Below are 21,351 nucleotides of genomic sequence, written 5' to 3'. Positions count from 1 at the left end.
CCTCTAGGTGATGAAAAACAGGTGTCGAAGAACGAGGGGAGTGCTCAGGCGAACGGCAGATCGCGATTGAGCATGTCGGTGACCAGCATGTACCCCGGCGAGTGCGTGATGCACAGCGCGGGCTTCGCAGCCATCACCACCGCCTGCGGCGTCACGCCGCAGGCCCAGAACACAGGCAGCTCGTCGGGCGCGATGCGCACCGCATCGCCGAAGTCAGGCTTCGCGATGTCGGCAATGCCGATGAGCGAGGGGTCGCCGATGTGCACCGGCGCGCCGTGCACCTTGGGCACGCGCGCGGTGATCTGCACCGCGCGAATCGCGTCGGCCGCCTTCATCGGCCGCATCGACACCACCATCGGCCCGTGGAAGGGGCCCGCCGGCACGGTCTGGATGTTCGTCCTGTACATGGCCACGTTCTTGCCTTCGTCCACATGGCGCAGCGGAATGCCCGCGTCGATGAGGCCGTGCTCGAACGAGAACGAGCAGCCCAGCACGAAGGCCACGAAATCGCCCTGCCACAGGGCCTTGAGGTCGTTCACCTCGTCCACCAGCACGCCTTCGCGATAGACGCGGTAGGCGGGCACGTCGGTGCGGATGTCGATGTCGCGGCCCAGCGTGGGCAGTTGCGGGTTGCCGGGCTGGCCGACCGCCAGCAGCGGGCACGGCTTCGGGTTGCTCTGGCAGAAGCGCATGAAGTCCGAGGCCAGCTCCGCCGGCAGGATCGCGAGGTTGCCCTGCACGTGCGCCGGGGTCAGCCCGCTCGTGTGGCGGCGCCAGCGGCCCGCGCGGATGGCCTGCCGCGCCTCGTAGGCGTCTGCGAATGTCTCATCGGGCGCCTGCACGGCACTGCCCGTATCCACCAATTCCATTGCGTACCTCTTGATGTCATGCTTTTGTGCTGGTGCAGGACTTGCATGCCGGCACACCGTCAATGGGGGGCGATGAAATCACGGCACGCCGATGACGTCGACTCAGAAATTGTTCGAGCCCTCGATAAGATTTTTTTAAGAACCGCTTTGCACCGAACGCCGACGGACCGATGAACACACGCTTTCTGGAGACGCTGGTCGTCCTTTCCCGCCTGAAGAGCTTTCGCGAGACCGCGCAGGTGCTGCACACCACGCAGGCGGCCGCATCGCAGCGCATTGCGGCCCTGGAAGACGAACTAGGGGTTTTCCTTGTTGACCGCTCCAATCGCACCCTGACCCTCACGCCCGTGGGCGAACAGGTGGTACGGCAGGCCGAGCGCATGCTCGCGCTGGAGCGCGAGCTCAAGCTCTCGACGCAGCCCGATGCGCCACCCGCGGGGCGCGTGCGCATCGGCGTGATCGAGACCGTGGTCCATACCTGGCTCACGCCGCTGATCCACGGGCTTGCGCGGCGCTTTCCGGCGGTGGACCCGGACATCACCGTCGAGCCCGCGCGCAACCTGCGGGAGCAGTTCCGCCAGCACAAGCTCGACCTGCTGATCCAGAACGATCCCGTCGAGGAAGCGGCCGGCAACATGGAGCTCGAAGTGACGCCGCTGTCGCGCTTTCCGATCCGCTGGATCGCGCGACCCGACGTGTGGCCCACGCGGGATGTGCTGACGCTCGAAGACCTCGAACGCATCCCGGTGCTGACCTATGTGCGCACCTCCAGCCCGCACGCGCACATCCGCGCGCTGTTCGCGGGACGCGAGGCGGAGCCGCGCATCTGCAGCTTTCCGTCGGTGCAGTCGATCGTGCAGCTTGTGAAAGAGGGTTTCGGCGTGGCGGCGATTCCACCGATCTTCGTGCAGCGCGAGATCGAGGCCGGGGACCTGAAGCTCTGCGAAGGGCCCGCCCTGCCGCCGCTGGTCGTGACGGTGACGCGGCCCCGGGAATCGTCGCCCGCCGTGGCGGCGGTCGACACGATCATCCGGGAGGTGGTGGCGAGCTACTGCAAGGCTGCGGGCCCGCCTTGGGCCACCAACCTGCAAGAGGAGCCCGAGGAAACCCCGCCCCTCACCGGCACCTGATCAGGAAGCCTTCTGCACCAGCTTCAGCACGCTGGAGAAGTCCAGCGCGCCGTGGCCGGCCAGGCTGTGCGCCGCATACAGGCTGCGTGCGAGGCCGCCCAGGGGCGTGGCGGCGCGCACGGCCGCCGCGTTCTCCTGGGCCAGGCCCAGGTCCTTGAGCATCAGGTCGGTGCCGAAGCCGCCCGCGTAGTTCTTCGAGGCGGGCGACGTTTCCATCACGCCCGGCATCGGGTTGTACTTCTCGAGCGCCCAGTTGCCGCCCGAGCTGCGGCGCATGATTTCGGAGAGCACCTTGGGATCGAGCCCGTTGGCCACGCCGAGCGCCAGCGCCTCGGAGGTGCCGATCATCAAAATGCCGAGCAGCATGTTGTTGCAGATCTTCGCGGTCTGCCCCGCACCGGCTGCACCGGCGTGGAAGATGTTGGCGCCCATCTTCTCGAGCACCGGGCGCGCGCGCTCCAGGTCTTTGGTCTCGCCGCCGACCATGAAGGTCAGCGTGCCGGCGATCGCGCCGCCGGTGCCGCCCGACACGGGTGCGTCGATCATCGCCACGCCCTTGGCAGCGGCCGCCTCGGCCACCTTGCGCGAGGTGGCGGCGGCGATGGTACTGCTGTCGATCACGAGCGTGCCGGCCTTGATGCTCTCCAGCAGGCCGGGCTTGCCAGCGCCGCCGAGGAACAGGCCCTCGACGTGCGCGCTGGCCGGCAGCATGCTGATGACGACTTCGGCGTCGGCGACGGTCTCGGCCGCCGACTTGGCAATGGGCAGGCCCTCGGCGCCGAACTTCTTGCAGGCGTCGGCCGAGAGGTCGAAGGCACTGAGCGTGTGGCCGGCCTTGAGCAGGTTCAGGGCCATCGGGCCGCCCATGTTGCCGAGGCCGATGAATGCGATCTTCATGTGTTTGTCTCCGTTGTCTTTATGGATGCGGTGTCAGACCAGCGATGCAAGCTCCGCCGGCATGTCGCCGCGCGGACGCAGGTGGTCGTCGATGAAGGCGGGCGTGATCTCTTCGATGGTCGCGGGGTTCCAGCGCGGGTTGCGGTCCTTGTCGATCAGCACCGCACGGATGCCCTCGGCAAAGTCCTTGTGCGCACAGAAGCCGAGCGATGCCCAGTACTCGAGCCGGAACACTTCGGCCAGAGACATGCGGTGCACACGCTGCCAGAGCTCGAAGCTCAGGGCGGCGGAACTCGGCGCGCCCTTCACGAAAGTCTTGGAGGCGCTTTGCAGCCAGGGATCCTCGCTCTGCAGGCCACGCAGGCGGTTGGCGATGTCGAGCAGGTCGTCGCCGGCCATCAGCGCGTTGATGGTGTCGTAGTGCTCGCGCACCTTCGAAGCCGGCATCTCGGCACCTTCGCCGGCCTTGGCGAGGATGCGCGAGAGCGTGGCACGGTCGGCCTTGCTCTCGCCGGCCCATGCGGCTCCGGCAATGGCGTCGAGCACCTGGCTCTTGCGCTCCTGCGGCACCAGCACGTCGGCGAGGCCGCAGAAGATCGCATCGGCCGCATTCAGGTTCGCTGCGGTGAGCGCCAGAAACAGGCCGGTGCGGCCGGGCGTGCGGCGCAGGAACCAGCTGCCGCCCACGTCGGGGTACAGGCCGATGGCGATCTCGGGCATCGCGATGCGGCTCTGCGTCGTCACCACGCGGTGCGAGCAGCCCGACATCAGGCCCACGCCGCCGCCCATCACGATGCCGTGGCCCCAGCACAGGAAGGGCTTCGGGAACGTGTGGATCAGGTAGTCGAGCTCGTACTCTTCGCGGAAGAAGTCTTCGGCGTAGGTGTTGCGCGCGGGGCCGCATTCGAGCAGCGTCTGGTAGAGCTGGCGCAGGTCGCCGCCCGCGCAGAAGGCCTTCTCGCCAGCGGCCTGCAACAGCACGCCGACGATGCCGTTGTCTTTCGCCCATTCGCGCAGCTTGGGCGTGAGCAGGCGCACCATGTCCACGGACAGCGCATTGAGCGAGGCCGGTGCGTTGAGCGTGGCAACGCCGAAGCGCTTGCCGCCGGCGGTCTTGATTTCGTCGAAGAGAACTACGGAGTCGGTCATTGTCTTGAGGGGTTCTGGGTGCGGGGCGTCAGCGGATATCGCTGTCCCCTTCCAGCAATTTTCGCGCAACGATCACTCGCATGATTTCGTTGGTGCCTTCGAGGATCTGGTGCACGCGGGTATCGCGCACCAGGCGCTCCAGCGGGAACTCGCTCAGGTAGCCGTAGCCGCCGTGCAGCTGCAGCGCGTCGTTGCAGACGTTGAAGCCCGCATCGGTCGCGAAGCGCTTGGCCATCGCGCAGTAGGTGCTGGCGTCGGCATGGCCCGCATCGAGCTTGCTCGCAGCCAGCCGCACCATCTGCCGCGCCGCGACCAACTCGGTCGCCATGTCGGCCAGCTTGAACTGCAGGGCCTGGAAGCTCGCGATCGGCTTGCCGAACTGCTGGCGCTCGTGCAGGTAGCGGCGCGCCGCATCGAGCGCGCCCTGCGCGGCGCCCACCGAGCAGGTCGCGATGTTGATGCGCCCACCGTCGAGCCCCTTCATCGCGATGCGAAAGCCCTCGCCTTCCTTGCCCAGCAGGTTCTCGGCCGGGATGCGCACGTTGTCGAAGTTGATGGTGCGCGTGGGCTGGCTGTTCCAGCCCATCTTGTGTTCCTTCTTGCCGTAGCTCACGCCGGGTGCATCGGCCGGCACCGCGAAGGCCGAGATGCCGCTCGCACCCGCGCCGCCGGTGCGCGCCATCAGCACCAGCACGTCGGTGGAACCGGCGCCCGAGATGAAGGCCTTGCCGCCGTTGATGACGTACTCGTGGCCTTGCAGCTCGGCGCGCGTCTTCAGCGAGCCGGCATCCGACCCCGCACCCGGTTCGGTAAGGCAATAAGAGGCGAGCTTGCGACCGCTCGTGAGATCCTCGCCCCACTGCGCGGCCACCGCGTCGGTGGCCCAGGTGCCGAGCATCCACGTCGCCATGTTGTGGATCGTGATGAAGGCCGTGGTCGAGGGGTCGACCGCAGCCATCTCCTCGAACACCAGCGCCGCATCGAGCCGCGGCAGGCCAAGGCCGCCGATGCGCTCGGGCGCATACAGGCCGCAGAAGCCCAGTTCACCAGCTTTGGCGATGGCTTCCTTCGGGAAGATCGCTTCGGCGTCCCACTGCGCGGCATGCGGTGCGAACTCGGCCTGGGCAAAGTCGCGCGCGCTCTGCGCAAACGCGTTCTGTTCTTCGGACAGTTCGAAGTTCATTGTTCGCGACCCTTCCAGCGGTCCAGTTCAGCGGTGCGTTTACGGGTCGATTTCTCCAGGCACGAGTTGAACACCAGTGGCCACATGGAGCCGCCTTCGTACGCTCTCGAAGCCCGCTTGCAAGCGGGGTCGCGGCCTTTGAGCCAGGCTCGCTGCTCGTTGCGCAGTGCGACGCGCATCTGCGGCGAAAGCGTCTTCATCACCTCGCCGTAGCGGATGTTGAGCACGGCATCGGCCGCACGGAAATCGAGCAGCGCGCAGTCGTTCATCTGCTGCTGGTTCCCGTTCGGATTGCAGTCGACAGGCTCGTCATAGGTGGCCGCCTGCGCACTGCCGGCAAGCAATGCAACCGTCGCCACCGCGCCCCAGGCCGCGACGCGAAGCCCGTACCTCATTTGAGGCTGATGGTGGTGTTGACGCCGTGCGAGACGGTGCTGTCGTCGAACCAGCGTGCCGTCACAGTCTTGGTCTGCGTGTAGAACATGATGACCTGCTTGCCGTACGGGCCGAGGTCGCCGAGCTTGGAGGCGCGCGAACCGGTGAACGAGAACATCGGGACCGGCACCGGGATCGGCACGTTGATGCCGACCTGGCCCACGTCGATGTCTTCCTGGAAACGGCGCGCCGCGGCGCCCGACTGCGTGAAGATCGCCGTGCCATTGCCGTTCGGGTTGCTGTTGATCAGCTCGATCGCCTCGTCGATGGTCTCGGCATCGGCCACGCACAGCACCGGGCCGAAGATTTCCTGGTCATAGATCGTCATGCCGGGCTTCACGCCGGTGAAGATCGTCGGGCCGACGAAGTTGCCCTTCTCGTAGCCGGGCACAGTGGGCTTGCGGCCGTCGAGCTCGAGCTTGGCGCCATCGGCCAGGCCGCGTTCGATGAGATGGTTGACGCGGTCGTACGCAGCGCACGAAACCAGCGGCCCCACATCCACGCCCTTCTCGGTGCCGGCGCCGATCTTCAGCGTCTTGGCCTTGGCGATCAGTTCGGGCACCCACTTGCGTGCATCGCCCACCAGCACCGCGACCGACACTGCCATGCAGCGCTGGCCGGCCGCGCCGAAGCTCGCGCCTGCCAATGCATTGAGCGTCTGCTCCTTGTTCGCGTCGGGCATCACGATGGCGTGGTTCTTCGCGCCCATCATGCATTGCACGCGCTTGCCGGCCAGCGTGGCGCGGTTGTAGACGTGCGTGCCGACCTTGGTCGAGCCGACGAAGCTGATCGCCTTGATGTCCTTGTGATCGCAGATGCCGTTGACGATGGCTTCGCCGCCATGAATCACGTTCAGCACGCCGGGCGGAATGCCGGCTTCGAGCGCCAGTTCGCACAGGCGCATGGTGACCATCGGGTCTTGTTCGGAGGGCTTCAGAACGAAGGTGTTGCCGGTGACGATGGCCATCGGGAACATCCACAGCGGAATCATCGCGGGGAAGTTGAACGGCGTGATGCCGGCGCACACGCCCAGCGGCTGCAGCAGCGTGTAGGTGTCGACACCGTTGGCCACGTTGTTGGCCAACTCGCCCAGTTGCAGGTTGCCGATGTTCGATGCGTGCTCGACCACTTCGAGGCCGCGGAACACGTCGCCTTCGGCGTCCGGCAGCGTCTTGCCCTGCTCGGCCGTGAGGATCGCGGCCAGCTCGCCCATGTTCTCGCGAATGAGCTGCTGCAGCTTCAGGAAGATGCGCGCACGCGTGCCGATCGGTGTCTTGCGCCAGGTCTTGAAGGCTTCCTTGGCGGAGGCCACGGCCGCATCGAGCTCGGCCTGCGTCGCGAACGGCACGCGGGCCAGCACCTGCTGGGTGGCCGGGTTGACGATGTCGCGCCATTCGGTGGTCTTGGATTCGACGAGCTTGCCGCCGATCAAGAGCTTGACGGTGGCGACTTCGGTCGAGGGGGTGGTGGTGGCGTCCATGGGGGTTTGTCTCCTGTGAATCTCTGGGAAATCTGAAAAGGCGAGGCCGGTCGGCGCCGGTGCAACCCGCATCCTAGCTTTGCAGATTTGCCATGACAATAGACAAATATGCGCCACGGCTTTGCAAAAATGCAGAGCCCGAACACGGAGGCACGCAAGCACATGGACTGGGACAACCTGCGCTACTTTCTCGAGCTCGCCCGCTCGGGCACGCTGATGAGCGCGGCGCGCCGGCTCGAGGTGGACCACACCACGGTCGCGCGGCGCATCCAGGCGCTCGAAAAGGAAGTCGGCGCCCCGCTCTTCTCGCGCGAATCGGGCGGCCACCGGCTCACCGAGGCGGGACGCCGGCTGCAGCCGCAGGTCGAGGCGATGGAGAGCGCCTTCCAGGCCGTGGAGAGCACCGCGCCGGCCTCGCAGGAGGGCCTGTCGGGGCTGGTGCGCATCGGCGCGACCGAGGGCTTCGGCACGGTGGTGCTGGCGCCGCAGCTCGCGCTCTTCGCGCTGCAGCACCCCAAGCTCACCATCGACCTGCTGGCGATGCCGCGGCTGGTGCACCTGTCGCGGCGCGAGGCCGACATCGTGATCTCGCTGGAGCGCCCGGCGCGCGGGCCGGTGGTGGTGACCAAGCTCACCGACTACACGCTGCGGCTCTATGCGTCGAAGCAGTACCTGGCGGCGCACAAGCCGATCAAGACACGCGAGGACCTGCGCGGCCACACCTTCATCAGCTACGTGGACGACCTGCTGTTCAGCAAAGAACTGCAGTACCTCGATGAATTGCACCGGCCCGATGCGTTTGCGCTGCGCAGCACCAGCGTGCTTGCGCAGCATCGGGCGGTGGTGGCGGGCGCGGGGATTGCGGTCTTGCCGGCGTTCGTGGCCGAGCGGGACAAGGCGCTGCGGTCGGTGCTGAACGGGCAGACGAATTTCACGCGAACCTTCTGGATGTCTATGCCTGCGGAAACCAAGCACTTGGCGCGCATGCAGGCCGTGTGGGAATTCCTGCGCGAAACTGCCGCTGCGCAACGGCATGCTCTCTTGCCCGACGGCGCGGCGGGCACAAAATGACCGACTCGCGCTCATGCGGCATACGCTGCGCGCCCATCAAGAACTCGAATCCATCGTGCAGAAAGAACTCACGGCATGCGCAGTGAATTGATCCTCTATCAAACCGACGACGGATTGGCCCGAATTCAGCTCCGCGCGCTCGATGGCAATGTCTGGCTTTCGCAGGTCGAAATTGCTGAACTCTTTGCCACCACCAAGCAGAACGTAAGCCTCCACGCAAGGAACATCGTGTTGGAGCAGGAACTGAAAGCCGAGGCAACCGTCAAGGAATCCTTGACAGTTCAAAGCGAGGGCTCCCGCAAGGTTCGCCGGAACACCCTGCTCTACAGCCTTCCGATGATTCTGGCGATTGGCTATCGCGTGCGCTCCCCACGCGGCACCCAGTTTCGGCAGTGGGCGACAGCGCACCTGAGCGAATATCTGGTCAAAGGCTTCGTCATGGACGATGAGCGCCTGAAGAACCCCGGCGGCTGGGATTATTTCGACGAGCTTCTGGCGCGCATCCGTGAGATCCGGGCTTCGGAAAAGCGCTTCTACCAAAAGGTTCGCGACCTTTTTGCGCTGAGCGCCGACTACCGCATCGACGACAGCACAGCGCAGCTTTTCTTCGCGGAAGTGCAGAACAAGTTGCTCTACGCGGTCACTCGCAAAACGGCCGCGGAGATCGTGGTTGCCCGAGCCGACGCCAACTTACCCAACATGTCGCTCTCCACCTGGAGCGGCTCTCGCGTGCGAAGGCACGATGTGATCGTCGCCAAGAACTACCTCAGCGCAGACGAGGTGGACACGCTCAATCGCCTGGTCGTCATCTTTCTGGAACAGGCCGAACTGAGAGTCAAGGAGCGCAAGGAACTGACCCTGGACTATTGGCGTGGCAATGTAGATCGTCTGCTCGATTTCAACGATCGTCCCGTGCTCAAGAACAACGGGAGTATCAGCAACGATCAGATGAAGACTATCGCCCAGGACCGCTACGACACTTTTGACGCACGGCGCCGCAGCGTGGAAGCCGCAGGCTCGGATGCCGAGGATCTAAGCGCTCTCGAATCCATTGTGGAGAAAGCGAAGCAGGATCGAAGATCCTGAAAGTTTGTCACGCCCGAAAGGCCTCGCAATCATCCAGGAACAAAGGAGAAAAACGCATGCCACGCCATCGCCCCGCCCGACTCGAACACATCGCAGGCATCGGCGTCGACCGCATGGGCGCCATCGCGGACGATGCGGACGGCCCGCCCTTTCTCCGGCTCGAGAACCTCGATGTCGACATTCCCCCGGACCCCGAAGCCATCGCGCGCACCGTGCGCGCGGCTTCGGAAGATTCGGACAACAGCTACCTGCCCTTCGTCGGCCAATCGCGATTGCGCGAAATTGCTGCGCGGCATGTATCGGCGCTCTCTGGCGTGGACTACGGCCCGCGCAACTGCGTGATCTCCGCGGGCGGCCTCTCGGGCATCCTCAACGCGCTGCTCGCGACGGTCGAGGTCGGCGACGAAGTGCTGGTGACCGATCCGACCTACGCCGGCCTGCTCAACCGCATCCGTCTGGCGGGCGGTACGCCGAAGTACGTGCCCTTTCAGTTCACGCCCGGCGGCGAATGGAAGCTCGACCGCGCGGCGCTGCAAGCCGCCATCGGGCCGCGCGTGCGTGTGATGCTTTTGATGTCACCGTCGATGCCGACCGGCGGCTACTTCGATGAAGACGACTGGCGCGCCATTGCAGCGCTTTGCGTGCAGCATGACCTGACGCTGATCCTCGACACCGCCATGGAGCGCCTGCTCTACGACGGCCGAAAGGTGATTCACCCCGCGGGCCTTCCCGGCATGGCCGAGCGCACGATCACCGTCGGTTCGTCAGCCAAGGAGTTGCGCATGATCGGCTGGCGCGTGGGTTGGACCGTGGCACCGGAAAGCTACATGCCCGATCTCGTGGCCGTGTCGCTCGCCAATGTGGTCGTGCCGGTAGGCATCGCGCAGGACGCAGTGGCCACGGCACTGGAACAGTCCGGTCGCACGCTCGCGCCCTATGTGGCCGAGCTGGAACGCAGGCGCGACACAGTCCTGGACGAACTCAAGGGCCTGCCTGTTGGCATTCCGGCGGGCGGCTGGTCGCTGCTGCTGCGGACCAGCGATTTCGGCATCGATGGGCAGACGCTGTCGGAACGCCTCCTGAAAACACGCGTCTGCGCGACGGCAATGCGCGGCTGGGGCGAAACGCACGGCGCGCAGTACCTGCGCTTCGTGTTCTCCAACGAGCCGGTCGAACGGCTGCGCGGGCTCGGCGACAAGGTGCGCGCCGCGCTGGGCGCCTGAGCGCTCAGGAGAACAGGCGCTTCAGGAAGCCAGGCTTTGCCACCGGCGCCGCGGCTTTTTCCAGCAGTTCGATCAGCCCTTCGACGCGCGGCTTCTTGAGCCGCCGCGCGTAGTCGATGTAGCTCTCTTCCTCGTCAATGCTGTAGAACTGCGGCGGCATCGGCAGGCCTTGTACCGCCGTCAGCAGCACGCGCAGCGCTTCAAGCTGGTTCATGCGGATGGCACTCATGATCGCGGTTTCGCCGAACGATGGAATGATCTCGTTGGGATGCGCGAGCCCCGCACCGAGCAGCGCCTTGATCGCCGCGGCATCGCCTTTGACGGCCGCTGCGCCCAGTGCCTCGAGCGCCTTGTGCTTCTCCGGCGAAAGGCTGGCCTTGTAGGCATCGCTGCGCTTGTCGTCTTCGTCGCGCGCGTCGCCGCCGGTCATCGTCATGAAGTCGGTCACGAGCGCAACGGGCTCGCCCGCCGCATCGAGCGCCCAGTAGCTCGGGTAGCTGCCGTCGCCCCAGCCCGAGCGGAAGATGACCATGTTGCTCGCCGATCCCGGCCCGAGCGGGAAGTGGTCGACGACGTCGGCATCGCCCATCTCGCCGGCCAGCACGTCGTCGTAGTAGTTGCTGAAATCGGGGTCGGCGGCTTCGCGCGTGTCGCGCTCGGCCATGGCGGCCGCGGCCTCGGGGCCCATGAAGCAGCCGAGGCCGGCGTCGACCGGGTAACCGTAGAACTCGTCGTCGCCCAGCGTGTCGGGCGACTCCCCTTCGATCAGCGCCATCTGCCAGGTCAGGTCGGCGGTGCGCAGGCTGCCGCGGTCACGCAGCCACAGCACGGCCAGCGCATGTCGGCCCTTGTCGTGCAGCACCTCGACGGGGAACGCGCCCCGCGCCTGCAGTTCGCGCGCGAAGGGTTGGCGCTCGGGCTGCACCAGCGGATCGCAGGCCACGATGCGGCCGCTCGCGATGTTCAGGGCGCCGCAAGGCAGACGCTGCAGATGCACCGCGCGAAGTGCCTCGTCGTCGAGAAAGATGGCGTGGAGGTTGTCGATGTCGAGGTAAGCCATGCGCGCAGTTTCTCATTTCGCCATGACGAAGGGCCGCGAAAGCGGCCCTTGTCGATGTCGGATGCAACCGACCTTACTGGATCAGCTTCGCACCCGTCTTCGCCTGCAGCGCATCGAAGCTCACGCCCGGCGCGAGCTCGACCACCTTCAGGCCTTCGGGCACCACGTCCATCACCGCGAGGTCGGTGATGATGCGGTCGACCACGCCCACGCCGGTCAGGGGCAGCGTGCACTTCTCGAGGATCTTGAAGTCCTCGGTGCCGTCCTTCTTCTTCGCGACGTGCTCCATCAGCACGATCACGCGCTTGACGCCGGCCACGAGGTCCATCGCGCCGCCCATGCCCTTGACCATCTTGCCGGGAATCATCCAGTTGGCGAGGTCGCCCTCGGTGCTCACCTGCATCGCGCCGAGGATCGACAGGTTGATCTTGCCGCCGCGGATCATCGCGAAGCTGTCATGGCTGCCGAAGATGGCCGAGCCGGGGATGGTGGTCACGGTCTGCTTGCCGGCATTGATGAGGTCGGCGTCGACGTTGTCCTCGGTCGGGAAGGCGCCGATGCCGAGCATGCCGTTCTCGCTCTGCAGCCAGACTTCCTTGGTGCCGGTGTGGTTGGCCACCAGCGTCGGGATGCCGATGCCGAGGTTCACGTAGAAGCCGTCTTCGAGTTCTTGGGCAGCACGGGCCGCCATCTGGTCTTGGGTCCAGGGCATCTCAGGCTCCTTCTTTCTTGTTGACGGGCACGGTGGGCACGGGCTGCTCGCTGCCGGCCGCGGCCTGCGCAATGGCCGCCTGGGCCTCGACCTTCGCAGCGGCCGCATCGACCGGCGCCGCGGCGCTCACCGTGCGCTTCTCGATGCGCTTCTCGGGCGTCGCGTTGAGCACGATGCGGTGCACGTAGATGCCCGGCAGGTGGATGTCGTCAGGCGCCAGCTCGCCCACTTCGACGATCTTCTCGACTTCGACGATGCAGATCTTGCCGGCCATGGCGGCGGCCGGGTTGAAGTTGCGCGCCGTGAGGCGAAAGCGCAGGTTGCCCGACTTGTCGGCCACGTCGGCCTTGACCAGTGCCACATCGGGCACCAGCGAGCGTTCCATGACGTAGGTCTCGCCGTCGAACTCGCGCAGTTCCTTGCCTTCGGCCACTTGGGTGCCCACGCCGGTCTTGGTGAAGAAGGCCGGGATGCCAGCGCCGCCCGCGCGCAGCTTCTCGGCCAGCGTGCCCTGCGGCGTGAATTCGAGGGCCAGTTCGCCCGCGAGGTACTGGCGCTCGAACTCCTTGTTCTCGCCCACGTACGACGCGATCATCTTCTTGATCTGGCGGGTTTCGAGCAGCTTGCCGAGGCCGAAACCGTCGACGCCCGCGTTGTTCGAGATGACGGTGAGGTTCTGCGCGCCGGAGTCCTTGAGCGCCTCGATCAGCGCTTCGGGAATGCCGCACAGGCCGAAGCCGCCGACCGCGAGCGTCTGCCCGTCGGCCACGACCCCCTTGAGTGCCGCTTCTGCGGAGGGATAAATCTTGTTCACTCGGGCTCCTTGATGGAATGGTGAAGAGTGGGTGGGAAGCCGTCAACGATACTACGTACCCGCATACGTAGTATTTCGTAATGGTGACCCCCGATGCCCGAGATCGATTACCGGCTGGCTTTTGAGCATGCACCCGTCGGCATGGTGGTTTCGAGCAACCGCACCATCGTGGCGTGCAACCTGCGCGTGTGCGAGATCTTCGGCGCAACGCCCTCCGCGCTGGTGGGACATTCGTTCAGCATCCTGTACCCGAGCGTGGCCGAATTCGAGCGCATCGGCAAACGCATGGAACCGTTCCTGAACGCCAACGGCAACTACGCCGACAACCGCATGATGAAGCGCCTGGGCGGCCTGCATGGCGCGATGGCCGGCGAGACCTTCTGGTGCCATGTCACCGGCCACGCGATGAACCGCGCCGCGCCGCACGAGGCCGGCATCTGGACCTTCGAGGACCTGGGCTCGCGCCGTGCGGTGAAGGCCGAGCTCACGCCGCGCGAACGCGAGGTCGCGGCACAGGTGATGCAGGGGCTGACCTCCAAGGAGATCGGCAAGGCGCTGGGCATCAGCCATCGCACGGTCGAACTGCACCGGGCGCGGCTGATGCGCAAGTACGCGGCGGCGACCACCGCGGAGTTGGTGCAGAAGCTCATCGCGGGCTAAGAAACGCCCCGCCGGATCATCGCGCGGGGCTGGAAGTTCCGAAATTCGGACCCCGGATCGTTGCGAAAACGGAAACGCCGCATCCTCGAAAGGCCCGTGTTGTTGCACGGTGAGAGGTCTATCTTCGAGTGCATGCGAACAAGCCGTTCGCACCACTCAGGAGTCAATGCCATGTCCACAGCTCTTCATTCCGAAAAGAACCTCCTTCAGCAAACCCGGGTGTCCGTCGCCCAGGTCCACGCCATCGCCGCGCACCGCCTGCCGGTGACCCTGACGCTGGCGGCGATCATCCTGTCGGTGCTCGGCGTCAAGCCGTAACGCATCGCGGCGCTACGGTCCCATCGGGTGCGAATTTCAGGGCGCGAGCTCTGAAATCTCGATGAGATTCAGGTCCGGGTCGCGCACATAGACCGAGCGGATGCGCGAGGTCGCACCCGTGCGAATGACGGGGCCTTCGATGATCGGCACGCCCTTCTCGCCCAGGCGCTCGATGACCGCTTCGAGCGGCACGGCGGCGATGAAGCACAGGTCCAGCGAACCGGGCGTGGGCACATCGGCCTTCGGCTCGAACTCGTGCCCCTTCACGTGCAGGTTGATCTTCTGGTTGCCGAAGCGGAAGGCCTTGCGGCCGGCGCCGAAGGTCTCCAGCGTCATGCCCAGTGCGTCGACGTAGAAGCGCACGCAAGTCTCTTCGTTGGCGGTCGTGAGCACCAGGTGATCCAGGTGGTCGATCATGGGGGGCTTTCTCCTTGTGCGGACGCAAGCGACTCTAGAAGCAGATCGTGATGATGAGAAGTGCCCATTCGGCAGCGAGACCTCGCGAATCACGAAGGCCGGACCGCCCCGTTCGCCCTATTTCTTCTTCAGCGTGGCCGCAGGCCTTGCAACGACCGGCGGCGCGACGGGCGCCTTGACCCAGCCCCGCAGCATCACGCCCAAGCAAATGCCGGCCGCGAAGATCACCCAGTACACCCAGGCCGGCAGATTCTCCGCGCCGCTGTGCAGGTTCATGCCGAAGGCGGCGCCGATGGCCATCAGCGGAAAGGTCAGCGCAGCGATGGTGTTGAGCTTGTGCTGCGCGCGGTTCATTTCCATGGCCGAGTGCGCCTGCGCTTCCGCCGCGTGCGCGAGCCGGTAGTCGAGCGACATGCGCGTGTCCGCCATCAACAGCTCGAAGCCGCGCGCGATCTCCACGGCCGTGTCGCGCAGGTCGATGAGCATCTGGTCGTCCTTCTCGGCGTCGCGCGCGGCCTGCAGCGTGTCCTGCATGTTCCTGGCGGCGCGGGTCAGCGGAATCAGCGGACCGAGGATCTGGAACAGGTCCTCCGAGGTCTCCGCCGACTGGTGCCGGATCTCGAAGGTGCTGAACGCCGCACGGTAGCTCTCGAGCAGCTTGGCTAGCGCCCTCTCGCCGGGGTTGTTGCCCTTGTGGAGCCACGCCCCATCGGGCTTGCGCAGGAACACCGTGGGCTTGCGTTCGGCGCCGGCGCCAGTGGGCGGCTCGTGCAGGATCACCATCAGGTGGCCCTGTTCGTGGATGACGCGCTGCGCGCCGTAGGTCGTGCCGCCCAGCCGCTGCTGCATCTCGGGAGGCAGCTCCCAGTCGTAGTCGATTCGTCTCGCCATCAGTCGGCCTGCAGTTCTTTCCACAAGGTGTCGAATTCGTCCGCGAAGCGGCGAACGAGCGAAGGGTCGTTGCTGAGGATCACGTTCTCCTCGTTGTAGTCGCAGGCGCTGCGCGTCCAGTTGTAGCTGCCGTTGATGAGCCGCGCGCCGTCGAAGATCGCGAACTTGTGGTGCATGTGCGCCTCGGTGCGGTCCACCGCGACCGGAATGCCGGCCGCACGCAGCTGGCCGACGTCGCTGCCGCGGTCGAACTCCTTGTCGTTGTCGGTGATGAAGCGCACCGCCACGCCACGCCGCTGCGCGGCCAGCACCTCGGCGGTGATGCGGTCGTCCGACAGCGTGAAGACACAGAGATCGACCGAGCGCTTCGCGGCCTTCAGTTGCTGGTTGATCGCCTGGAGGCAGGCCGTGCCGGGACTGAAGAACGCCTGCGAGTGCACCGCGACCGCATCGGGCGAGCGGCCGGTGTCGATGGCGCGGACCACGCCTTCGAGCCACTTGAGCAGCGACAGCTGCTCGGGGTCGGCGGTGCGCGCACGCACCAGGTCGAAGGCGCGGTTGCGCAGCTGGCGCAACCCGTCCTCGGGCGGCGAGGCTTCGCGCAGGGTGTGAACCAGCACGCGGCGCTCGTCGTCGCTCAGGCGTGCGTCGGCCATGGTGGCGTCGAGCTGGGCGAGCAGTTCGGGCAATACGGACATCAGTGATCCTTGTCGGGTTTCGGTGCTCGCTTCGGTGCGGCCCGCGTGGCCTGCACTTCGGCTGCAAGGCGCTCCATGTCCTGCTTGATCGAGCGGTCGAGTTCGAGCCGGCGCTCGGTGGCGGTCACCAGCGGCAGGATCAGTTCGCGGTAAGTCACCGCGATCTGCAGCATCGCGTCGGCCAGGCGCCGGCTTTCGCTCGGCCCTTCAGCCACCGGCTGGGGCACGGGCTTGAGCGCATCGACCGCGCGCGCCACGTCGAGCATGCTGCTGGCGATGCGCTGGCTGCCGTCCACGTCGGCGCCGCCGAGCTTGCGCTGCCGCACGAACTCCTCGCAGATGGAGGTCCAGCGCGCGCTTTCTTCCGGCGTCGGGCTGCCCAGCAATTGCGCGAGGCGCAGCAGGTTTTCTTCCGCGCCGGTGGTCAGCGTCTGGGCCTCGCCGCGGTAGTGGTCGCGCAAGAGCACATCGAGCTCGTCGTCGCGCATCAGCGCGGTGATCTTGCCCGCGAGCTTGGTCATGTTGCGGTAGCTGCCCTGCAGCTTGAACGGTGGCGCGGCGCGGTAGGCCTCCTGCTGCGCGGCCGATTCGATGTACGCAAGATTGACCTTCAGCAGCAGGTCGCGCGCCCGGAACAGCCGCTGCAGCAGCGCCTTGATTTCCTCCAGCTCGACCGCGCTGTAGGCATGTGAGAGCGCGCTGCTCGGCACGTCGTGCCCCTGCGCCATCTTCACCAGCAACTGCACGTCTTTCGGGTCGCGCGAGGCCAGCGGCATCAGCGTGGGATTGGAGGTCAGGCTGTTCTCGATGTACGAGAGCGCGAACGCCGCCTCGCGGCCCGAGAGCACGTCACCCAGGTTGTAGATGTCGGCGCGGTTGGCCAGCATGTCCGGGATCTTGAACACGTCACCCGACTCGGTATAGGGGTTCCCCGCCATCACGATCGCGAAGCGCTTGCCGCGCATGTCGTAGCTGCGCGGTTCGCCATTCCACACGCCCTCGATGCGGCGCGTGCCGTCGGCCAGCGCAATGAACTTCTGCAGGAACTCGGGGCTGGTGTGCTGGATGTCGTCCAGGTACAGCATCACGTTGCTGCCCATCGCGAGGCCGAGGTTGAGCTTCTCCAGCTCCTGCCGCGCCGCGCTGTTGGGCGCGTTGGCCGGGTCGATGGCGGTCACGCCATGGCCAAGCGCCGGACAGTTGATGCGCACGAAGATGAGGCCGAGCCGGTCGGCCACGTACTCCATCAGCGTGGTCTTGCCGTAGCCGGGCGGCGAGATCAGCAACAGCAGGCCCATGCGGTCGGTGCGGCTGCCCTCCCCCGCCGAGCCGATCTGCTTGGCGAGGTTGTCGCCGATGATGGGCAGGTAGAGCTCGTCGATCAGCTGGTTGCGCACGAAGGTCGAGAGCGGCTTGGCCTGGAACTGGCCGAGCTTGAGCCGCGCCTTCTCGCGTTCGAGCAGCTCGTGGCGCAAGCTGTGCAGCGCCTCGTAGCCCGGCACCGCGTGCATGGTGTGGAACAGGAAGCGGCGCCAGAAGTCGTTGAGGTTCAGCGTGATGCGGCCTTCGACAACGCGCGCATGCTCGCCGCGCAGCCCTTCGACCGTGCGGTCGAGCGCCGCGTTGACGCGGGTGCGCAGCAACGGAATGGCCAGCACGCTGGCTGCGTCGTCCACCCAGTCGATCGACTGTGGCGCCTGATGCAGCGCATAGGCGCGCACCCAGTCGCGCGCAAGGCGCCAGCGCTCTGCCGGCGGTGCGGCATCGAGGTCGTGCTGCCAGGCGTCGCGCCGGCCGCTGCGTTCCAGTTCGCGCAGCAGCGCGGCGGCGAGGTCTTCGCCTGCACCCGAGACGGCCCAGGCTTCGCCGCCGCGCTCGCCGGCCAGCTCGCGCACGAGGTACGCGGCGGCCTGGTCGCACAAGGTGGACACGCGGCCGTCGTGCGCATCGCGCTCTTCTTCGTTCGCGTCCTGCGCCAGCGGCAACATGTCAGGCACCACGTCGTGAGCGAAGTGCTTCAGCGCGCGCGCCGTGTCCGCTTCGAGCTGCTCCAGCGCATCGCGCCGGCCGAACAGGGTCTGCATCTGCATCGCGGCCCGCGCGCGGCGCAGCAGCGATTCGCGGTGGGCGATCAGGTGCCCGTGCTGCCAATAGAGCAAGGCCAGCGCGCGTTCGGTCGGGCCCCAGGCCAGAAGTCCGGCCTGGTCCTGCATCGCAACGAGCGCGCCCAGCAGGCGCAATGCGTCGTCATCGTGGATGCCCTTCTGGTAGCCCTCTTGATACCGCGCGGCGGCGAAGCGGCGAACCATGTCGAGCAGTTGCGGATGCAGCGGGTCTTCGGCCAGCAGCGTGAGCACGTCGGCCCAGCTGCGCTCGGCCTTGCCGTCGAGCAGCGCTTCCAGCAGGCGGCCCGCAAGGTATTCGGCGCGCGACAGCTCCGGCGTTTCCGACACCAGCGACTGGTTCCAGTAGCGCTGCAACGGCAGCAGCCGCGGCTCGTCGACCGGGCTCTGGTAGTCGGTGCCCGTCACCTGGTAGGCCATGCCCTCGTCGCGGGCCACCAGCGTCAGGTCGACCGGCTGGCGGTGCACGGTGAAGGCGTGACGGCCCAGGCGCAGCGTATCGCCGCCCTCGCTCACCAGCTCGCGCTTGTCGCGGATCGAGCGCAGGGCCTGGTCGCGCGCGGTCTTCAGGCGCGTGTCGAGCTCGTCGGCCGGCACCGCGGCGCCCAGCGTGCGCAGGTCGGCGATCAGCGTGCGCAGCTTGCCGATCATCGGGTCGGCCGCGAAGTAGCTGTGAACCTGCGTCAGGTCGGCCAGTTGCGCGATGCGGCGCGGAATGCCGTCGAGGATGCGGCCGGCCGCATCGACCACGCCTTGGGCACGGCGTTGGCGCGCTTCCACCAGGCTCTGCCGGCGCGCGGACAGCGCTTCGTACACGGTCTCGCGCTTCTCGGCGATGTCGGCCAGGAAGTCTTCCTGCTCGGCGAAGCGGCCTTCGATTTCCTCGAGCTGGGCCAGGAGGCGCGTGAGCGCATCGTCGCACTTCTCGGGCGTGTCGGCGAATTCCAGTGCGTTTTCCACCGCCTGGCTGAAGAGCTTGAACTGCGCGCCGAACTCCGCACGCGCCTCGGTCGCGCCCAGCGACTTGCGCCGCACACGCGCATCGGCGCGCATGCGGTTGATGTCGGCGTAGATCAGCGAGATGCGGTCCAGGATCGAGGTGCGGATCACCGCATCGCCGCCCGGCAAGCTGCCCAGCTGCTCGGTCAGCAGATCGAGGCCCGCGGCCTGCTCGTCGAGCGTCGTGAGCATCTGCCCGAGCGCGGGCGAGGTGGCCAGGTTGGGCAGGTCGAGCGCGAGCTTGTCCAGCGCCTGACGCTGGCCGTTGAAGGCGGTGTCGGCCGCCAGGAACTGCATCGCGCGCTCGCCGATGCGCTGCTGCTCGACTTCGAGCGCGGCGTCCATCGCGGCGATGCGCGGCAGGTCGGCATAGCGCAGCTCCTTGAGCATCTGCAGCGCGCCGCGCCGCTCGCGCAGGCGCCCGAGCGCTTTCACGAAATCGTCGGGTGCGCGCCAGATGGTGCTGGCGATGTCGACCAGCAGCGCATGCTGCGCGTCTTCGGCGCGGGCCAGTGCGCGCGCAGTTTCGCGTCGGATGGTATCGACCTTCTCGAACTCGGCGAGCGTGCTGCGCGCCACGTCGGCAATGCTGCGCAGTTCGGCCATGAGGCCGGCGGCCTCCGGCGCGTCGAGCCAGAAGTAGGCGTCGCTCACGCGGGTGCACTGGCGGATCAGGTCTTCATAGGCGGCGCGCGTGGGCGCCTGCTCCCGCACCGCACGCGCGATGCCCATGAGGTCGCTCACGCCGCGCACCAGCTCGGCGTTGCCGATCTTGCCGAAGAAGCCGGTGGCGGGCGGCTGCGCGCTCACATGCTCTTCGCTGGCGAACGGCGTCTGCCACAGCTGCATCGGGTGCACGCGCGTCGGCTCGCCGTCGTTGTCGTGGAACACCAGGATGCGGCCGTCCGCAAAGCGCGCGTAGCCGTTGGCAATGATCGGCGTGGCGAGCTTTTTGTCGATCAGGTTGTAGTTGAAGAGCGCGTAGCGCCCCGGCTTCGGGTCGTAGAAGACATAGGCCACGTCCTCGCCGTTGGGCGAACGCAGCATGCGCTTGAAGCGCAGGTGCTCCACCACTTCGGCCGGCAGATCGAAGCGCTTGTATTCGCCCGACTGCAGGTAGTAACCGCCCGGGAAAATGATGCCGTGGTCTTCGGGCAACTGCACGCAGGAGCCGCCGATGGCATCGATGCGCTCGACCTGCTGCGTGCGGATGTTGAACACCAGGTAGCGCGTGACCTGCTCGCGATAAGGCTTCACGCGCAGGAGGATCAGCATGCCCAGCTTGGCCCAGGCGATCTCGGCATCGGTCAGCGACTGGCTCTTGTCCTCCACCGGCTCGCTGTAGATACCGAGGCCCGTCTCGGTGTTGTTCTCGATCTTGATCGTGAGGTCGCCGCCCAGCGTTTCGACGAACACCGTGTCCAGCACGTTCACGTGCGGGTGCTTGCCGCCCACGTGGTCTTCGCGCGTGGCAACGGTCCACTCGAAATCGTGACTCGCCGGCAAGGCGATGTCGCGCTCGCCCCGGTTGTCGATGTACTGGATGCTGCCGTCGCGCTCGATGGCCCAGCGGAACACGCGCACGTCGTGCAGCTGCTGGCCGATCTGGAACGAGGCGAGCAGCTTGTCCTGCGTCACGCGCAATTGCAGCAGCGTGGCCTGCTTGTAGTAAGCGTAGAGCTCGCGGAAGTCCGAGACGAAGCGGGTGTCTTCGAGGAAGGTACCTGCCAGGGGCACCGGCTGCAGCTCGTCGTTCTCGGTGGCGGCTTCGCCCGGCGTGGCGAGCCGGTAGAGGCCGAAAACGTCGCCCACCGCCGTTTCCTTGCGAAGGCCGATGAAGACGTTGTAGCCGAACAGGAGCAGGTCGCCGATGCGCACGATGTCGCGCGCCACGGCGTTGTTCTCGGTCCGCGCGCGGGTGCGCAGGATCAGCGTCTGGTCGGAGCGGCCGAACTCGGCAAGGCGCTGCTCGTTGAGCGCCTGCGTCTTCTTGAGCAGGCCCTCGCCCTGGGTTTCGAGCCGCTTCTTCAGCAGGTCATAGCTGCCGCTGCCGGAGACCAGGGCTTCGGTCTGGTCGGCGGGGGTCTGCGCCTGGGCGCCGGGCGGCGCTCCCGTTTCGTCAGTGGATTGCATGGA

19 protein-coding genes are annotated in these 21,351 nt (G+C 66.5%); 6 read left to right on the top strand and 13 right to left on the bottom strand.

The annotated features are described in order from the left end of the window. Window positions 1-44: 44 nt before the first annotated feature. Window positions 45-869 carry a putative hydro-lyase gene (locus tag GNX71_RS12295; RefSeq protein WP_206178569.1) on the bottom strand — a complete coding sequence of 275 codons (825 nt, stop codon included), beginning with the start codon at window positions 867-869 and terminating at the stop codon, window positions 45-47. Between the two features lie 170 nt (window positions 870-1,039). Here GNX71_RS12295 and GNX71_RS12290 point away from each other — a divergent pair, with 170 nt between their 5' ends. After that, complete coding sequence (locus GNX71_RS12290) at window positions 1,040-1,999, top strand: LysR family transcriptional regulator (protein ID WP_206178568.1); 960 nt, start codon at window positions 1,040-1,042, stop codon at window positions 1,997-1,999. Here GNX71_RS12290 and mmsB read toward each other — a convergent pair whose 3' ends face one another. Genes mmsB through GNX71_RS12265 form a run of 5 tightly spaced genes read right to left on the bottom strand, consistent with a single transcriptional unit; the run spans window position 2,000 to window position 7,143 of the window. Further along, window positions 2,000-2,896, bottom strand: coding sequence for a 3-hydroxyisobutyrate dehydrogenase (gene mmsB / locus GNX71_RS12285; protein ID WP_206178567.1), 897 nt, complete (start codon window positions 2,894-2,896; stop codon window positions 2,000-2,002). It lies immediately after the preceding gene. Window positions 2,897-2,929: 33 nt separating this feature from the next. Then, window positions 2,930-4,045, bottom strand: coding sequence for an enoyl-CoA hydratase/isomerase family protein (locus tag GNX71_RS12280; RefSeq protein ID WP_206178566.1), 1,116 nt, complete (start codon window positions 4,043-4,045; stop codon window positions 2,930-2,932). A 28-nt stretch (window positions 4,046-4,073) separates the two neighbouring features. Further along, window positions 4,074-5,228, bottom strand: coding sequence for an acyl-CoA dehydrogenase family protein (locus tag GNX71_RS12275; RefSeq protein WP_206178565.1), 1,155 nt, complete (start codon window positions 5,226-5,228; stop codon window positions 4,074-4,076). Further along, window positions 5,225-5,623: a lysozyme inhibitor LprI family protein gene (locus GNX71_RS12270; protein ID WP_206178564.1), complete on the bottom strand. Its 399-nt coding sequence runs from the start codon at window positions 5,621-5,623 to the stop codon at window positions 5,225-5,227. The genes GNX71_RS12275 and GNX71_RS12270 overlap by 4 nt, the downstream gene beginning before the upstream one ends. Next, window positions 5,620-7,143 (bottom strand): CoA-acylating methylmalonate-semialdehyde dehydrogenase, encoded by a 1,524-nt coding sequence (locus tag GNX71_RS12265; RefSeq protein ID WP_206178563.1) that lies wholly within the window; start codon window positions 7,141-7,143, stop codon window positions 5,620-5,622. Before GNX71_RS12265 ends, GNX71_RS12270 begins: the two co-directional genes overlap by 4 nt. A 162-nt stretch (window positions 7,144-7,305) precedes the next feature. On the opposite strand from GNX71_RS12265, the gene GNX71_RS12260 reads away from it, so the two are divergent. The 3 genes from GNX71_RS12260 (at window position 7,306) to GNX71_RS12250 (ending at window position 10,523) form a co-directional block, all read left to right on the top strand. Then, a complete protein-coding gene (locus GNX71_RS12260) occupies window positions 7,306-8,214 on the top strand; it encodes a LysR family transcriptional regulator (protein ID WP_206179433.1) in 909 nt (302 codons plus the stop codon). 75 nt (window positions 8,215-8,289) lie between these two features. Beyond that, window positions 8,290-9,300 carry a virulence RhuM family protein gene (locus GNX71_RS12255; protein WP_206178562.1) on the top strand — a complete coding sequence of 337 codons (1,011 nt, stop codon included), beginning with the start codon at window positions 8,290-8,292 and terminating at the stop codon, window positions 9,298-9,300. A 56-nt stretch (window positions 9,301-9,356) separates the two neighbouring features. Further along, a complete protein-coding gene (locus GNX71_RS12250) occupies window positions 9,357-10,523 on the top strand; it encodes a pyridoxal phosphate-dependent aminotransferase (RefSeq protein WP_206178561.1) in 1,167 nt (388 codons plus the stop codon). Between the two features lie 4 nt (window positions 10,524-10,527). Here GNX71_RS12250 and GNX71_RS12245 read toward each other — a convergent pair whose 3' ends face one another. The 3 genes from GNX71_RS12245 to GNX71_RS12235 all read right to left on the bottom strand — a co-directional run bounded on the left by GNX71_RS12245 (window position 10,528) and on the right by GNX71_RS12235 (window position 13,109). Then, a complete protein-coding gene (locus GNX71_RS12245) occupies window positions 10,528-11,583 on the bottom strand; it encodes a DUF4241 domain-containing protein (protein ID WP_206178560.1) in 1,056 nt (351 codons plus the stop codon). A 73-nt stretch (window positions 11,584-11,656) separates the two neighbouring features. Continuing rightward, window positions 11,657-12,295 carry a 3-oxoacid CoA-transferase subunit B gene (locus GNX71_RS12240; RefSeq protein ID WP_013540817.1) on the bottom strand — a complete coding sequence of 213 codons (639 nt, stop codon included), beginning with the start codon at window positions 12,293-12,295 and terminating at the stop codon, window positions 11,657-11,659. A 1-nt stretch (window position 12,296) separates the two neighbouring features. Beyond that, window positions 12,297-13,109 carry a CoA transferase subunit A gene (locus GNX71_RS12235; protein ID WP_206178559.1) on the bottom strand — a complete coding sequence of 271 codons (813 nt, stop codon included), beginning with the start codon at window positions 13,107-13,109 and terminating at the stop codon, window positions 12,297-12,299. Between the two features lie 93 nt (window positions 13,110-13,202). On the opposite strand from GNX71_RS12235, the gene GNX71_RS12230 reads away from it, so the two are divergent. Further along, on the top strand, window positions 13,203-13,769 hold the full coding sequence (locus GNX71_RS12230) for a LuxR C-terminal-related transcriptional regulator (RefSeq protein ID WP_206178558.1): 567 nt from the start codon (window positions 13,203-13,205) through the stop codon (window positions 13,767-13,769). 171 nt (window positions 13,770-13,940) lie between these two features. Next, entirely contained in the window at window positions 13,941-14,087 is a 147-nt protein-coding gene (locus tag GNX71_RS12225) for a hypothetical protein (RefSeq protein WP_206178557.1), read from the top strand. Window positions 14,088-14,123: 36 nt separating this feature from the next. On the opposite strand, the gene GNX71_RS12220 is transcribed toward GNX71_RS12225, so the two are convergent. From GNX71_RS12220 to GNX71_RS12205, 4 genes are all read right to left on the bottom strand, one after another. Next, the gene (locus GNX71_RS12220; RefSeq protein WP_206178556.1) at window positions 14,124-14,504 is read right to left on the bottom strand and encodes a VOC family protein; all 381 of its coding nucleotides are present in this window, start codon (window positions 14,502-14,504) and stop codon (window positions 14,124-14,126) included. A gap of 117 nt (window positions 14,505-14,621) precedes the next feature. Beyond that, complete coding sequence (locus GNX71_RS12215; protein WP_206178555.1) at window positions 14,622-15,395, bottom strand: CorA family divalent cation transporter; 774 nt, start codon at window positions 15,393-15,395, stop codon at window positions 14,622-14,624. Next, complete coding sequence (locus GNX71_RS12210) at window positions 15,395-16,093, bottom strand: phospholipase D-like domain-containing protein (RefSeq protein ID WP_206178554.1); 699 nt, start codon at window positions 16,091-16,093, stop codon at window positions 15,395-15,397. Before GNX71_RS12210 ends, GNX71_RS12215 begins: the two co-directional genes overlap by 1 nt. Then, window positions 16,093-21,348, bottom strand: coding sequence for a DNA repair ATPase (locus tag GNX71_RS12205; RefSeq protein WP_206178553.1), 5,256 nt, complete (start codon window positions 21,346-21,348; stop codon window positions 16,093-16,095). The genes GNX71_RS12210 and GNX71_RS12205 overlap by 1 nt, the downstream gene beginning before the upstream one ends. Window positions 21,349-21,351 lie beyond the last annotated feature (3 nt).

It is taken from the genome of Variovorax sp. RKNM96 (genome assembly GCF_017161115.1).
Classification (GTDB): Bacteria; Pseudomonadota; Gammaproteobacteria; order Burkholderiales; family Burkholderiaceae_C; genus Variovorax.
The sequence above is the reverse complement of the archived record's forward strand: the minus strand, read 5'-3'. Positions and strand labels throughout refer to the sequence as shown.

What these genes read in the sequence shown, in the direction of transcription:
- GNX71_RS12280 (WP_206178566.1), bottom strand. Translation starts at nt 4,045, where the DNA reads ATGACCGACTCCGTAGTTCTCTTCGACGAAATCAAGACCGCCGGCGGC.
- GNX71_RS12260 (WP_206179433.1), top strand. Translation starts at nt 7,306, where the DNA reads ATGGACTGGGACAACCTGCGCTACTTTCTCGAGCTCGCCCGCTCGGGC.
- GNX71_RS12270 (WP_206178564.1), bottom strand. Translation starts at nt 5,623, where the DNA reads ATGAGGTACGGGCTTCGCGTCGCGGCCTGGGGCGCGGTGGCGACGGTT.
- GNX71_RS12255 (WP_206178562.1), top strand. Translation starts at nt 8,290, where the DNA reads ATGCGCAGTGAATTGATCCTCTATCAAACCGACGACGGATTGGCCCGA.
- GNX71_RS12250 (WP_206178561.1), top strand. Translation starts at nt 9,357, where the DNA reads ATGCCACGCCATCGCCCCGCCCGACTCGAACACATCGCAGGCATCGGC.
- GNX71_RS12215 (WP_206178555.1), bottom strand. Translation starts at nt 15,395, where the DNA reads ATGGCGAGACGAATCGACTACGACTGGGAGCTGCCTCCCGAGATGCAG.
- GNX71_RS12240 (WP_013540817.1), bottom strand. Translation starts at nt 12,295, where the DNA reads ATGCCCTGGACCCAAGACCAGATGGCGGCCCGTGCTGCCCAAGAACTC.
- GNX71_RS12220 (WP_206178556.1), bottom strand. Translation starts at nt 14,504, where the DNA reads ATGATCGACCACCTGGATCACCTGGTGCTCACGACCGCCAACGAAGAG.
- GNX71_RS12275 (WP_206178565.1), bottom strand. Translation starts at nt 5,228, where the DNA reads ATGAACTTCGAACTGTCCGAAGAACAGAACGCGTTTGCGCAGAGCGCG.
- GNX71_RS12290 (WP_206178568.1), top strand. Translation starts at nt 1,040, where the DNA reads ATGAACACACGCTTTCTGGAGACGCTGGTCGTCCTTTCCCGCCTGAAG.
- GNX71_RS12245 (WP_206178560.1), bottom strand. Translation starts at nt 11,583, where the DNA reads ATGGCTTACCTCGACATCGACAACCTCCACGCCATCTTTCTCGACGAC.
- mmsB (WP_206178567.1), bottom strand. Translation starts at nt 2,896, where the DNA reads ATGAAGATCGCATTCATCGGCCTCGGCAACATGGGCGGCCCGATGGCC.
- GNX71_RS12295 (WP_206178569.1), bottom strand. Translation starts at nt 869, where the DNA reads ATGGAATTGGTGGATACGGGCAGTGCCGTGCAGGCGCCCGATGAGACA.
- GNX71_RS12210 (WP_206178554.1), bottom strand. Translation starts at nt 16,093, where the DNA reads ATGTCCGTATTGCCCGAACTGCTCGCCCAGCTCGACGCCACCATGGCC.
- GNX71_RS12265 (WP_206178563.1), bottom strand. Translation starts at nt 7,143, where the DNA reads ATGGACGCCACCACCACCCCCTCGACCGAAGTCGCCACCGTCAAGCTC.
- GNX71_RS12230 (WP_206178558.1), top strand. Translation starts at nt 13,203, where the DNA reads ATGCCCGAGATCGATTACCGGCTGGCTTTTGAGCATGCACCCGTCGGC.
- GNX71_RS12205 (WP_206178553.1), bottom strand. Translation starts at nt 21,348, where the DNA reads ATGCAATCCACTGACGAAACGGGAGCGCCGCCCGGCGCCCAGGCGCAG.
- GNX71_RS12225 (WP_206178557.1), top strand. Translation starts at nt 13,941, where the DNA reads ATGTCCACAGCTCTTCATTCCGAAAAGAACCTCCTTCAGCAAACCCGG.